This is a genomic window from Azospirillum sp. (genome assembly GCF_050789165.1).
Map to the genome: position 1 here is coordinate 75,655 of NZ_JBOZRT010000032.1, position 12,866 is coordinate 88,520.

Consider the following 12,866-nt stretch of genomic DNA (forward strand, 5'->3'; position numbering starts at 1 on the left):
TCAGGCGAGCCAGAGAGTCAGGCCGGCCACGCACAACCCCGCAAGGACCGCGGCCAACAGACGCCGGTCGCGGGCGATCATCCGTTCCAGTTCCTGGTCGCGCTCGCGCATCAGGTCGGTGATCGGGCGAACGGGGTCCGTCTCCACACGCACGTCCATGCCATGCCTCCGACCCAGCGTCGCCGGCTGTCGTCAGCATAACATGGTATGCACGGCGGACGTGCTAAAAATCCGATTGTTCCGCCTCAAGGTAGGCGAGGCTTATATACTTTCCGATGTTGCTGTCCCAGCCCTTGGTCTCGGCGGCGCGCGACGCGACGCGCGGGTCGCGCAGCACGGCGGCCTTGGCCTCCTCCACGGGCTGGCCGGCCTTCACGGCGGCGACGCAGGGCTCGTAGATGCCCTCGAACAGCGCGCGCTGCCAGACGATCACCTCCGGCCCCGGCGTGCCGTGCGCCGGCAGCCAGATCTTCGTGGCGCTGTTGGCCGCCAGCGCATCCATGGTCTGGAAGGTGCCGGTGTAGGAGCCATCGTCCATGTTGGCGATGCGGCGGTCCATCAGGATGTCGCCGACGCACATGACGCCATCCTCCACCACCTCCACCGCGACGTCGGACGGCGTGTGGGCGCGGCCGTAATGGTGCAGGCGCAGCGTCACGTCGCCCAGCGACAGCGTGTCGCCATGCGCCACGTCCCGGTTCGGCGGGACGATCTTCGTGCCCGCCGACGCCTGCGCCGTCCACTTGATCATCGAGGTCAGCCAGAAGCTGCCGTGCACGCCCTGGATCGCCTCGCGGGTGTGGGGCAGGGCGTAGCGCGGTAGATCCATGCCATAGGCGTCCACGAAGGCATGGTTCCCCAGCCAGTGGTCGCCGTGGTAGTGCGTGTTGACGATGCCGACCACCGGCTTGTCGGTGACCGTGCGCAGCTGGCGGATCGCCATCTCGCCGATCTGCAGCGACGCGCCGGAATCGACGACGATCACGCCCCCGGCGCCCACCACGAAGGTGATGTTGGCCATCATCCCCTGGTTCTCTGGCGTCGGGAAGCCGTCCGGGGACTGGATCACGTACACGTGCGGGCTGATCCGCGTCACCGGCTGGTCCTTGACCGGCGGGCCCTTGACGAAGGCCTCCAGCTCGGCGGCGAGCGCGCTCAGGGCGCTCCAATCGACCAGCCGCGCCGCCGGCACGGCCGCGGCGGCGAAGGCGGTGCCGGTGAGAAAACGGCGGCGGATCATCGGGGAACCTCCTGCAGGGTGAGCGTGGTGCCTCGCGATGGGCGATCCACCAGGACATCGGTCAGCACCGCGCCGATCCACATCGACCACAGCACCAGCCACGCCGTCAGCACGAAGATCGAGGCCCCCGACACGCCGGCCCCGACGGCGCAGCCGCCCGCCAACACGCTGCCGAAGCCCATCAGGCAGCCTCCGGTGATGTAGCGGGTCATCGAGGAGCCGTCCTTGAACCCTTCCAGCTTCAGGTCGCCGCCGGCCAAGCCGGCGAGGAAGGAGCCGAGGAACACGCCGGGGATCAGCCCGGTGTCGAAGCCCCAGCGCGATCCTGGCGGCGACAGCACCAGCATCAGGAAGTCGGCCGAGGGGGCGGTGAAGCTCAGGGAGTGCACGTTCACCGGCTCGAACGCCGAGGCGGCGGCGCGCCACGTGAACCACCACGCGGCCGCGACGGTCAGCCCGACACCCATGGCACCGAGCGAGGCCCAGGCCGAGACGCGGTTGCGCCGCACCAGCACCGCGCCGGCCGCCAGCCAGCCGAGGGCGAACAGCAGCGCCCCGCCGTGCCCGATGCCGGCCAGCGCCAGCAGGTCGCGCTGGGCGCTTCCGATGGTCCACAGGTCGTTCACGGCCGTGCGCACCGGTGCCAGCAGCCCGCGCGTCGACGCCTGCGCCGCCACCGCGAAGACGAGGCCGGAGAGCAGCGCGCGCAGGTTGCCGTTGGCCGACAGCACCAGCATGCGGCTGGCGCAGGCGCGGGTCAGCGTCATGCCGCAGCCGAACATCAGGCCGCCGATGACGGCGCCGGACAGGCTTCCGGGGTTGTTGAGCTGACGCACGTTGCCGGTGTCGAACCAGCCCAGCAGGATCAGCCCCTGGGTGGCGATCAGCGCCGTGGAGAAGGCGAGCAGCCACACCGCCAGCCGCCCGCCGAGCCGGCCGTGCGCCACCTCCAGCGTGGACGCGCGCAGGCAGAAGCGCGAGCGCTGCGCCAGCACCCCGAACGCCGCGCCGATCACCAGCCCGCCGAGCGCGGTGAACCCCTCCTCGCCGAGGAGTTCCATGAGGCCGTCGAACGTCATCGGCACACCTTCCTGACTGGTGCCCCCGCGCTACGGCTTGATGTACGCGTAGTGCTCGCGCGCCTGCAGCTGGCCGATGCGGGCGACGCCGGAGGGGGTGAACTCCGCCTCCATGATGAACTTGTCCTTGTCCAGGTTGCGGCGCTTTATTGTGATTTCGCACACCTCGAAGGCCACGCCGCGGGTCTTCAGGTCGGAGATCAGCGGCGCGTACTCGATGTTGTTCTTGGCGTCCTTCTGGCCTTCCAGCAGCAGGTCGACGCCGTCGGCGTGGGTGACCACGCGGATCTTCGTCTCCGGCGCCACGTCCAGATGATTGCGGATGTTGCGCAGCGCCTTGGTGCCCTGCACGGCCGCGTCGTCGATGTGGTACACCACATTGTCCTGCGCCAGCGCCGGAACCGCCGTGAACACCAGCGCCGCCGCGACGGTCATTGCCTTCAGCATCTCCGTCCCTCCTCCCTCGTCTTTCTTCGCCATCGCCACGATGGCGGGAATCCCGTGCTCGCGTCCGCGAGCCTCATGCCTCATGCCGCCGCTACCGCGGCTCTCCCCGGATCCCCGCTTTCGCGGGGATGACGGAAGGGACGGTCAGGCGGTGACGCCGGGATTGCCGTCCACGCCTTTGAGCTTCGGCAGGTTCAGTGCCGGCGGCGCCACCGTCTTCTTCGCGCGCAGGTGCCGGGCGACCAAGTCCCACACCGGTTCGCCGCCGGCGTCGCGCGCCTCTTCCGACACCGGCGCCCAGCCGGCCACCGTGTAGGTCTTCGACGCCTCGACGGGCTGGCCGCGCAGCGTCATGTCCTGGATGCGCCGACCGGCCGGCGCCGCGGGGTCGCAGGTGTAGGACAGCCCGCCGACGCGCACCATGTCGCCGCCCTGCTGGTAGTAGGGGTCGGGGTTGAACAGGTTGTCGCAGACGTCCTCCAGCACCGTCTTGATCATCTCCCCACTCATGCGGGTGAGCGTCACGCTGGGATAGGTGATGGCGGTCTGGTCCAGCAGGTTCTCCATGGTGATGGCCTGCCCCGGCAGGATCGTCGTGCCCCAGCGGAAGCCGGGGGAGAAGGCGATCTCCGCGTCCTTCTCGGCCATCAGCGCGTCGAGGATCAGTTGGTCGAAGCTGCCGTTGAAGTTGCCGCGCCGGTACAGCAGCCCCTCGCTGACCGCCAGAGTCTCATTGAGCTTCGCCTCGAACGGCGCCCGCACTTTGGTGATCAGCGCGTCCATCTCCGGGTCGGCCGGCAGCAGGTTGGCGAACACCGGCATCAGCGTGTAGCGGAAGCCGGCGACCTTGCCGTCCTTGACCTCCAGATCCAGCACGCCGAGGAATTTGCCGTTGGAGCCGGCGTTGGTGACCAGCGTCTTGCCGCCCGGGTTCGGCACGATGGTCGGGGCCGGCATGCCGTCGTGCGTGTGCCCGCCGAGGATGGCGTCGATGCCGCGCACGCGCGACGCCATCTTCAGATCGACGTCCATGCCGTTGTGCGACAGCACGACGACCACCGCGGCGCCGGCCGCGCGGGCGTCGTCCACCGTCGCCTGCATCTCCTCCTCGCGGATGCCGAAGGTCCAGTCGGCGACCATGTAGCGCGGGTTGGCGATGGGGGTGTAGGGGAACGCCTGCCCGACCACCGCCACCTTCACGCCGTTGACCTCGCGCAGCGTGAAGGGCTTGAACACCGCGTCGCCGAAGTCGGCGGTCCGGATGTTCTGCGCGACGATCTCGACCGAACCGGCGAAGTCCTTCTCGGCGATCTCCTGCACGCGCTCCTGGCCGTAGGTGCACTCCCAGTGCAGGGTCATGATGTCGACGCCCAGGAGCTTGGCGGCGTCCACCATGTCCTGCCCCTTTGTCCACAGCGCGGTGCCCGAGCCCTGCCAGGTGTCGCCGCCGTCGAGCAGCAGCGCGCCCGGTCGGTTGGCGCGCACCCGCTTGACCAGCGTGGCGAGGTGGGCGAAGCCGCCGACCTTGCCGTACACCGGCGCCCAACGCTCGAAGTCGACGCAGGTGTAGGCGTGCGCCTCGCGCGTCCCGGCCTTGACTGCGAAGTGATCGAGGAACTTGGCCCCCACGAGGTGCGGCGCCCGCCCCGCCATGGCGCCGATGCCGAGGTTGACGCTCGGCTCGCGGAAGTGGATCGGCTTCAGCTGGGCGTGGCAGTCCGTGATGTGCAGCAGCGAGACGTTGCCGAACGGCGTCGCGTCGTAGAACTCGGCCGCCGCCTGCTGCGCGCGGGCGAAGGAGGAGGGCAGCACCATGCCGGTGGCGGCGGCCGTGGTCAGGACGTGCAGGAAGTCGCGACGGTTCATGGGGAAACGCTTTCCGTCTTATTTGTTGACCGGTGACTGGGGATCGAGCAGCAGGGCCATCAGGTGCCTGACCTGCGCCTCGCCGAGGATGCCCATGTGGCCGGAGCGCGGCATCAGCGAGCAGGCGTTCGTCGCCTTGGCGTTCCAGATCTTCGCCCAGGTCGCCTTCAGCACGTCTTCCGACGTGCCGCGGACCTTGCCGTAGCCGAGCAGGCTCGGCCCGATGGTGCCGTGCGAGATCTCCTGCGGCGTGATCTGGTGGCAGTTGTAGCAGTTGGCGCCGTTCGGCTGGTCCGCCTTGTCGGTCCAGGTCAGGCCGCGGCCGCTCTGCGCGAGCTTCTCGCCCTCCTTCCAGTCGCCGAGGTATTTGCCGTCCGACGGCCACTTGACGGTGGCGAGATTGGCGGCCTCGATCCGCTCACGCTGCGCGGCGGCGGCCGGGCTTGAGGCGGCGCCGGGGTCGGAGCAGAAGGCCTGCGTCTCGTCCTGCTTCAGGCGGTCGAGCGTGGCGATGCCCTTGTCCTTGAAGCTGGTCTTGAGCATGGCGGCGAACGCCGCGTCGTCGGCGCCGGGGCCCCAGGCCGCGGGTTTGCCCGCGGACTGCGCCAGCGCCGGGCCGCTCAGCAGCAGGGCGGCGAGGACCACGAAGTGTTTCATGACGGCCTCCTCAGCGCTTGATTCCGGGGGTCTTCATGGTCGCCCCCGAGGCGGTGGCCGCCATGTACAGGGACAACGCGATGGTGGCGTCGGAGACGTAGACCGGCTCCGGGAAACGCTGCTGGCGGAAGCAGTCGTTGATGCGCCACTGCATCGACCACATCTCGCCCGAGCTGACGCGGTACGCCGGCCAGCTCGTCCAGCCGCTGGCCGCCCCCTTGGCCGAGGGGATGTAGGGCAGCTCCTGCATGCGGATGCGCGTGCCCTCCTGCCCGTGGCAGGTGGCGCAGGAGAAGTCGTACGGCCCGCCCTCGAAGAAGAACATCCGCCGGCCCAGCTCGACCATCGCCAGCTCCTTGGGATGCGTCGGCTTGACGTTGATCGGCGTGCCCTTCGACAGGCCGGAGACGTAGGCGGACAGCGCGTTCATCTCCTCCTTCGGCGGGTCCTTGAAGGAGGCCTGGATGTACGGCTTGGGGTCCTTGCCCTGCAGGGTCTCCATGCAGGTCAGCAGGCGCGATTCCAGGTCCTGCACCCGGTCGGTGTCGGCGAAATAGCGCGGCAGCTGCGCGTAGGCGCCCTGCACCACGCCGGCGCCGAGGCCGAGGTCGCACTTTTCCAGAGAGGCGTTCTTCGGTCCGGCGGGGGTCTTCCACAGCTCCTCGCCGGTGGCCTCGTAGAGTTCGGCGGGGTTGCCGTCCTGCAGGGCCTCGCGGTAGGCATCGATGCTTTCCAGCGCCTTGTCCTTCTGGGCATACGCGGTCGTCGCCCCGGCCACGGCCAGGGCAAGGAACGCCGCCACCCCCACGCGTCTGCGGTCCATATCTCCTCCCGGATGCTTTTTGTTTTGATTGCGTGGTCTGCCCCCTCCCTAGGCCCTCTCCCGCGCCAGCGGGGGAGGGGTGGGGAGGGGCAAACGCCCCTACGTCACGGTGGCTTCGTCGGTGCGGGTGTCGCCCTTGTTGTCGACCCAGGTGACGGTGACCTTGTCGCCGGCCTTGCCGCCCTTCACCTTGAACGCCAGGTACGGGTTCTTCGAGATCGAGGGGCCCCACTGCGCGCTCAGCACCGTCTTGCCGTCCAGCTTCGCCGTCACCTCGTTGATGAACCACGCCGGGATCACCGCGCCGCTCGCGTCCTTGCGCTGGCCGGTCTCCATCTCGTGGTTCATCAGGACCTTGACCTCCGTCACCCCGTCCTTCGACGCGGCCCGGATCTTCATCGGATTGCCCATGCTCGTGCTCCTCTCCCGATCCGCTCAGCCGCCGCAGCCGCCCAGCGTCACCTTGATCTCCTTGGACGCCTGGTAGAACTTGCCGTCGGCCTTCACCACCACGACCACGTTCGACGTCTGGCCCATCTTGAGCCGCGCCGTGACGTCCGGAACGGTGTCGGCGCCCAGTTCGAAGCTCGCCGCCAGCATGTTCGGGTTCTTCTCCACCAGGATCGCGATGCGTTCGGTGTTGGGCAGCTTGCTCACCGCCTGCACCGGCACCACCGCCCCGTTCTCCGCGATGTCCGAGGCGATGATCTGCACCTCGGCGCTGTTCGCCGGCGTCCCCGCCCCCAGCGCCTTCAGCGCGTCGTCCATGGTCTTGGCGTCGAACGCCGCCTTGTCCCAGTTGGCGAACGCCGCCCGCGGCAGCACGAAGCCCGCCGCCGTCAGCGCCCCCAGGAATGCGAGCGCGTCCCGGCGCCCGACCGTCTTCTCCAGCATCACCCGTTCCTCCTTGGATTACTTTTCCGGCGCTCCGGCGAGGATCCACTCGACCAGCGCCTTCGCCTCCTCGTCCTTCAGCTCCGGCTGCGCGGGCATCGCCACCGAGCCCCACACCCCCTCGCCGCCGGCCTTCACCTTCTCCACCAGCGCCGCCGCGCTGTCCCGCCCGCGGTACTTCGCCGCCACCTCGGCGTAGCTTGGCCCCACGATCCGGCTGCTCACTCCGTGGCACGACAGGCAGCCCTGCCGCTCCGCCAGCCTCAGCGCCGGCGCGCCCGCCTCGGTCTCAGCCTCCTCCGGCCCGGTCTGCTTGCCGCGCACGCCGCCGATCCGGCGGTTCTGCTGCGCCAGATTGCCGTGCGCGTTCCACGCGTAGTCGGGCAGCGCCGAGACCTGCTCCACAGCTTTCTTGCAGTCCGCCATGCAGCCGGTGTTGGCGGTGTCCGGCCTGTTCCTCTCGGTGCCCAGTCCCACGCCGGGCCACAGCGCGTGCGCGGTGGTCATGCCGTTGCGGTTCGGCAGGCGCTCCTGCACCGCGCGGATGCTCTGGTCATCCAGCACGAAATCGTCCGGCACCACCTCGGCGAGGTTCAGCAGGTAGGCCAGCACCGCGTAGACCTCGTCGTCGCTTAGCGACTTCGGCGCGTTCCAGGGCATGGCGCGGCGGATGTAGTCGAACAGCGTCGACACCGTCGCTACCTTCATGAACGTGGTGCGCTGCGGGAAGTCGGGGCGCTTGAGGTTCGCCACGTGCCCGGTCTTCACGTCCTCGACGGTGGTGCCGCCGACCAGCGGGGTGAACACGCTGTTGCTCTCGGCGAAGGTGCCGTGGCAGGAGGCGCACTTGTCCTCCCACACGCCCATCCCGCGCTCGACCGAGCCCGAGCCCTTCGGCAGCCCGGCGAAGTCGGGGCCGACGTCGATGTCCCAGGCCTTGACCTCGGCCGGCGTCGCCGGACGCCCCACCCCAGGGAACGGTTCGGCCGCCAGTGCCGGCGCGCTGGCCAGAAGCGCAAGCGCGAGGAGCTTAGAGAATTTGGACATTGCTCACCTCCCCGCTCTCGGTGACCTTCCAGGACTGGATGGCGTTGTTGTGGTAGATCGAGCGCGTGCCGCGTGCGGCGCGCAGTTGGCCGTAGGTCGGCTGCACGAAGCCGGTCTCGTCGGTGGCGCGGCTCTGCAGGATGGCCGGCCGGCCGTCCCACACCCAGGGCGCGGTGAAGCGCGTCAGGCACTTGGACAGCACCGGCGTCTGCAAGGTTGCTTCGACCCAGGTCAGGCCTCCGTCCATCGAGACGTCCACCCGCTTGACCTTGCCCCGGCCCGACCACGCCAGACCGGAGATGGTGTGATAGCCCTTGTCGAGCAGCGTCTGGCCGCCGGACGGCGTGGTGATGACCGACTTGCACTCCTGGATCGAGGTGTACTGGCGGTGCTGACCGTCGGGCATCAGGTCGATGTAGTGGACGGCCTCGTCCTTCGTAGCGTAGGGGCGGTCGCCGACCTCGATGCGGCGCAGCCACTTGACCCAGGAGACGCCCTGCACGCCGGGTACGACGAGGCGCAGCGGGTAGCCGTTCTCGGGGCGCAGCATCTCGCCGTTCTGCCCGTAGGCGACCAGCACCTCGCCGGAGAGCACCGGCTCGATGGGGATGGTGCGGGTCATGGCTGAGCCGTCGCCGCCCTCGGCGAGAACGAACCTGGCCTTGGAGAGGTCGGCGCCGCAGTCCTCCAGGAGCGTGCGCAGCGGCACGCCGGTGAACTCGGAGCAGGAGAGCATGCCGTGGGTGTACTGCACGGTGGGCACGGCGACGTTGCCCCACTCCATGCCGGTGTTGGCGCCGCACTCGATGAAGTGCATGCGCGAGACCGGCGGCAGGCGCATCAGGTCATCCAGCGTGTAGACCTTGGGGGTCTTGACGAACTCCGGGCGGGCGCCGTTGACCATGAAGCGGTGCTTGGCGGGATCGACGTCGTACCAGCCCTGGTGGTGGCGCTCGAAGTGCAGGCCCGAGGGGGTGATGATGCCGAACAGGCCCTGCAGCGGGCAGAAGGAGACCGAGGCGGCGGTGGTCTGGGTGAGGCCGGGGCTCTGGCGGCGGGCCAGCGCCCGCTCGAACCTGGAGGGCTGGCCGTAGGGATTGGAGGCCACCGGCTGGCCCAGCGTGGTGGCCCAGGGCTGCGGGGTGAGGATGGCGTCGTCGCCGGCATTCTGCGCCAGCGCCTGGGGAGCCGACGCGGCCGCGCCGGCCAGCGCGGCGCCGGCGGCCAGGAAGCTGGAGCGCAGGAAGTCGCGCCGGCCCTGGCTGACTTGCGTGATCTCCTCGCGGCTCAGGAAGTTCTCGGGCGCCCGCCGGAGGCGGCCGGACGCCACGCTGTTGTCGAACGCATCGGTTCGGGCGGATTCCGCGCCCGCTGGCCGCACCCTGGTCATTTCCATCCCATTCCCATCCGGCCGTTGCCGGGATTTTCATTGGGATGAATGATACGGGGAAGAAACTACACCCGCCATCGGGTGGAACCCGCGGCCGACCCAGGGTAAACCCTTGCCCATACGGACGGCGCCCGAAGGCTTCGTCCGTATGGCCCTCCCGCTCAATGCCTCTCGCGCTTTCGTTCCGAAAGCGCTGGCGGCAGCCCTTTGCCTCAGGCAAAGGGCGAGAGCTGCGCATTGAGCTGCCGGTTTGGATCAAAGGCGCCTGATGGCTTCCATCAGGCGCCTTTGATATCACACCTCGCCCGTCTCCCCCGGCGCCAGCATCATGCGGGCGAGTTCGGCGACGGACCGGGCGCGCATCTTCTCCATGGCCATCTGGCGGTGGCCCTCGACGGTCTTGATGGAGATGGCGAGCGCCGCGGCGATCTCCTTGTTCTGCTTGCCGTCGAGCACCAGCGTCAGCACCTCGCGCTCGCGCCGGCTGAGCTGGGCGAGGCGGGCCTGCACGGCATCGCGGCCGGCGCTGCGCACCAGCACCTGCCGGCACTTGCGGATCGCCGCGTTGACGGCGTCGAGCAGCGTCTGGTCCTTGTAGGGCTTCTCGATGAAGTCCTCGGCGCCGGCCTTCATGGCGGCGACTGCCAGCGGCACGTCGCCGTGGCCGGTGACCATCACCACCGGGCGCTTGCAGCCGCGCTCCTTCAGGAAGCGCAGCAGCTCGATGCCGCTCATGCCCGGCATGCGCACGTCGAGCAGGATGCAGCCCGGCCGCAGCGGCGGGCGCAGGTAGGGGGACTCCAGCAGCGCCTCGGCCGACGGGTAGGTCTCGCAGGCGATGCCGACGGAGGCGAGCAGGTAGCCCACCGACGTGCGCATCGCCTCGTCGTCGTCCACCACCAGGACCAGCGGGGTGTCGTCGCTCATGCCGCAGCCTCCTCCACATCGTCCGCCGGCGGCAGCGTGAAGCGCACGGCGAAGCCGCCGTCCGCCGGCTCGGCCCAGATGCGCCCGCCGTGCCGCTCGACGATGGTGCGGCAGATCGACAGGCCCAGGCCCAGACCGTCCGGCTTCGTGGTGTAGAAGGGATCGAACATCCGCGCCGCCGCACCGTCGGGGACGCCGGGACCGGCGTCGCGCACCTCCACCAGGATCATACCTTCGATGGAGGCCGTGCGCACGATGATCTCGCCGCCGCTGGCCGGCGTGGCCTCCACCGCGTTCTGCAAAAGGTTCAGCAGCACCTGCTGCAGCTCCACCTTGTCGGCCTGTACGGGGGGCAGCCCGTCGCCCGGCTCGCTGCGGATCGGCACGGAGGGGGAGCCGAACAGCGACAGCGTCTCCGCCACCACGGCGTTGACGTCGAGGGTCGAGCGCTGCGCGTCGCGGCGCCGGACGAAGCCGCGGGTGCGCTGGATGATCGCCGCCGCGCGCTCCGCCTGCTCCGCCACCGAGCGCGCGCCGGCGCGCAGCAGGTCGAGGTTGGGGGATCCAGAGTCCAGGATGCGACCCATGCCGTGCGCGTAGTTGCTGATCGAGGCGAGCGGCTGGTTCAGCTCGTGCGCGATGTTGCTGGCCATCTCGCCGACGACGCCCAGGCGGGAGAGCTGGTCGCGCTCTTCGCGCAGGCGGAGCGCCGCGGCCTCGGCCCGTTCGCGCTCGGCGATCTCGCGCTCCAGCTCGGCCGTGCGGCGGCGCACCAGCGCCTCGACGCGGGCGGCGTGCACCACCCACCACAGCACCGCCGCGCCGATCGCCACCAGCCAGTGCCAATATTCGTTGACCAGCTCCTCCAGCGTCGGCGGGGTGCGCGGGTAGGGGCCGATGTGCAGCGTGCGGAACAGCTCGTGCACGCTGGTGTAGTCGAGCGAGGCCGTCCACGTCTTGCCCTCGACCGCCGGCATGGTCAGCAGCGCCGCGGCGACCCGCCGCGCCAGGTCGCGCGACGTGTGCGCCAGCCGGGCGAACGGCCAGTCGGGGTAGAGCCGCGACGACGTGCTGCATGGCAGCTCCGGCGCGCGGTGCCCGTTCAGCACGACGAACTCGTCCAGGGCGACGCGCCCCTGGGCGGCCAGCTCCTCCAGCAGGCAGGTGCGCACCACGCCGGCATCGACCTGCCGGTCGCGCACCGCCGCCACCACGCCCTCCATGGGGAAGCCGACGACGCGCAGCTCGCGCAGGTCCTTGAAGGGGCGCACACCGGCCTCCTCCATCTCGCGCCAGGCGATCTGGAAGCCGCCGAAGGCGTCGGTCGACACCACCGCCAGCGTGCGGCCCTTGAGGTCGGCCAGTGTGGTGATCTCCGTTCGCTCTGGTCGGCGGATCACCACCGAGCCCAGTGCGGCGAGCGGCGAGCCGATGGACTCCGACTCCAGCGTGGCGATGCGGGTGACGGCGAAGCGCGCCTCCAGCGTCACGTAGTTGCCGGGGTTGGTGATGACGAAGTCGATGCCGCGGTCGGCCACGGCCAGCACCATCCCCGGCAGGTCGAGCGGCACCATGGTAAAGCGGTGTTCCGGGATGGCGCGCGCGAGGTGCGCCAGCGTCGGCTCCCAGTCGCGCGCCGCGCGCTCGGACCCTTGGTAGGCCAGCACGCCGACGCGGACCTCCACCGGCTCGGCGACGGCGAGGGTAGGGAGGACGAGGAGGAGGGCGAGGAGCCGGCGCAGCATCGCGGGGAAGGATAGCGCGGTTTGCGGCGGAACGCCCCTCTGGAACGGCCGCGGCGACGCTCCCACATGCACGGGGCCGTCCGATCGAGGAGCCGTCATGCCGTCCGCCGTCCGCCTGTCCGCCTTCGTTGTCGCCGCCGTCCTGCTGGCTGCGCCGCCGGTCCATGCGGCGGACCCGTTGCCCGCCTGTGCCCCGTCGGTGGCTCTGGCGCTGAACACCTGGGACGCCGGCGTCGCGGCGGCGGAGAAGCTGGGCAGCCGGGCCGCGGACGTCGCCCGCCAGAAGGGGCGGGACTTGCTGCTGCCGCTGCTCGGCATCGACCCGAAGACGGTGCCGGCGCAGCCCGGTGACGATACGGCCGCCGATCTGGGCCGCGAGGTGGAGGCGTCGCGCAACGATCCGGCGCGGCGCGAGGCGCTGTGCGTTGCGCTGACCGACGCGATGAACGCCGCCCGTGACAAGGTTGGCGCCGGACTGGACGCGCTGAAGGGCGCGTTGGAGCGCTTTGGGCCGACGCTGCCGCAGCAGCCGGCGGCGCCTGGGGCTAAGGAGCCGCTGATCAAGACGTGATTGGTCCATCTCAACGCTCAACGCGCAGCCCAACGGATGCAAGCCGCAGGGGCTGAAAAAAGCTCTTTACAGCCGATCCGACGATCCCATATAAGCCCTCACCCCAGCCGGAACGGTTGACGATCGACGCCAGCAGCGCGAACCGCAATGCTGTCCGAGATGTTCGACGTTGCGGCGCGG

14 protein-coding genes are annotated in these 12,866 nt (G+C 69.9%); 1 reads left to right on the plus strand and 13 read right to left on the minus strand.

Features of this window, described 5'->3' with window-relative positions:
* The 13 genes from ACRWK7_RS06570 to ACRWK7_RS06630 all read right to left on the minus strand — a co-directional run bounded on the left by ACRWK7_RS06570 (position 1) and on the right by ACRWK7_RS06630 (position 12,115).
* A complete protein-coding gene (locus tag ACRWK7_RS06570) occupies positions 1–159 on the minus strand; it encodes a hypothetical protein (protein WP_431855403.1) in 159 nt (52 codons plus the stop codon).
* Positions 160–223: 64 nt separating this feature from the next.
* The gene (locus ACRWK7_RS06575; protein WP_431855404.1) at positions 224–1,240 is read right to left on the minus strand and encodes an MBL fold metallo-hydrolase; all 1,017 of its coding nucleotides are present in this window, start codon (positions 1,238–1,240) and stop codon (positions 224–226) included.
* Positions 1,237–2,319: a YeeE/YedE family protein gene (locus ACRWK7_RS06580; protein ID WP_431855405.1), complete on the minus strand. Its 1,083-nt coding sequence runs from the start codon at positions 2,317–2,319 to the stop codon at positions 1,237–1,239. Before ACRWK7_RS06580 ends, ACRWK7_RS06575 begins: the two co-directional genes overlap by 4 nt.
* Positions 2,320–2,349: 30 nt before the next feature.
* Positions 2,350–2,766 (minus strand): DsrE family protein, encoded by a 417-nt coding sequence (locus ACRWK7_RS06585; protein WP_431855406.1) that lies wholly within the window; start codon positions 2,764–2,766, stop codon positions 2,350–2,352.
* Positions 2,767–2,910: 144 nt separating this feature from the next.
* Positions 2,911–4,632 carry a thiosulfohydrolase SoxB gene (gene soxB / locus ACRWK7_RS06590; RefSeq protein ID WP_431855407.1) on the minus strand — a complete coding sequence of 574 codons (1,722 nt, stop codon included), beginning with the start codon at positions 4,630–4,632 and terminating at the stop codon, positions 2,911–2,913.
* Positions 4,633–4,650: 18 nt separating this feature from the next.
* Positions 4,651–5,289: a sulfur oxidation c-type cytochrome SoxX gene (gene soxX / locus ACRWK7_RS06595; RefSeq protein ID WP_431855408.1), complete on the minus strand. Its 639-nt coding sequence runs from the start codon at positions 5,287–5,289 to the stop codon at positions 4,651–4,653.
* A 10-nt stretch (positions 5,290–5,299) separates the two neighbouring features.
* A complete protein-coding gene (gene soxA, locus ACRWK7_RS06600; protein WP_431855409.1) occupies positions 5,300–6,112 on the minus strand; it encodes a sulfur oxidation c-type cytochrome SoxA in 813 nt (270 codons plus the stop codon).
* Between the two features lie 99 nt (positions 6,113–6,211).
* Positions 6,212–6,523 carry a thiosulfate oxidation carrier complex protein SoxZ gene (gene soxZ, locus ACRWK7_RS06605; RefSeq protein ID WP_431855410.1) on the minus strand — a complete coding sequence of 104 codons (312 nt, stop codon included), beginning with the start codon at positions 6,521–6,523 and terminating at the stop codon, positions 6,212–6,214.
* Between the two features lie 24 nt (positions 6,524–6,547).
* A complete protein-coding gene (gene soxY / locus ACRWK7_RS06610) occupies positions 6,548–7,006 on the minus strand; it encodes a thiosulfate oxidation carrier protein SoxY (protein WP_431855411.1) in 459 nt (152 codons plus the stop codon).
* An 18-nt stretch (positions 7,007–7,024) separates the two neighbouring features.
* Positions 7,025–8,053, minus strand: a complete 1,029-nt coding sequence (locus ACRWK7_RS06615; protein WP_431855412.1) for a c-type cytochrome — start codon at positions 8,051–8,053, stop codon at positions 7,025–7,027.
* Positions 8,037–9,449 (minus strand): sulfite dehydrogenase, encoded by a 1,413-nt coding sequence (soxC, locus tag ACRWK7_RS06620; RefSeq protein ID WP_431855413.1) that lies wholly within the window; start codon positions 9,447–9,449, stop codon positions 8,037–8,039. The genes ACRWK7_RS06615 and soxC overlap by 17 nt, the downstream gene beginning before the upstream one ends.
* Before the next feature lie 288 nt (positions 9,450–9,737).
* Positions 9,738–10,370, minus strand: a complete 633-nt coding sequence (locus tag ACRWK7_RS06625; protein WP_431855414.1) for a response regulator transcription factor — start codon at positions 10,368–10,370, stop codon at positions 9,738–9,740.
* Positions 10,367–12,115, minus strand: a complete 1,749-nt coding sequence (locus tag ACRWK7_RS06630; RefSeq protein ID WP_431855415.1) for a sensor histidine kinase — start codon at positions 12,113–12,115, stop codon at positions 10,367–10,369. Before ACRWK7_RS06630 ends, ACRWK7_RS06625 begins: the two co-directional genes overlap by 4 nt.
* A gap of 97 nt (positions 12,116–12,212) precedes the next feature.
* Between ACRWK7_RS06630 and ACRWK7_RS06635 the strand changes: the two genes are divergently transcribed.
* Positions 12,213–12,686 carry a hypothetical protein gene (locus tag ACRWK7_RS06635; protein WP_431855416.1) on the plus strand — a complete coding sequence of 158 codons (474 nt, stop codon included), beginning with the start codon at positions 12,213–12,215 and terminating at the stop codon, positions 12,684–12,686.
* Positions 12,687–12,866 lie beyond the last annotated feature (180 nt).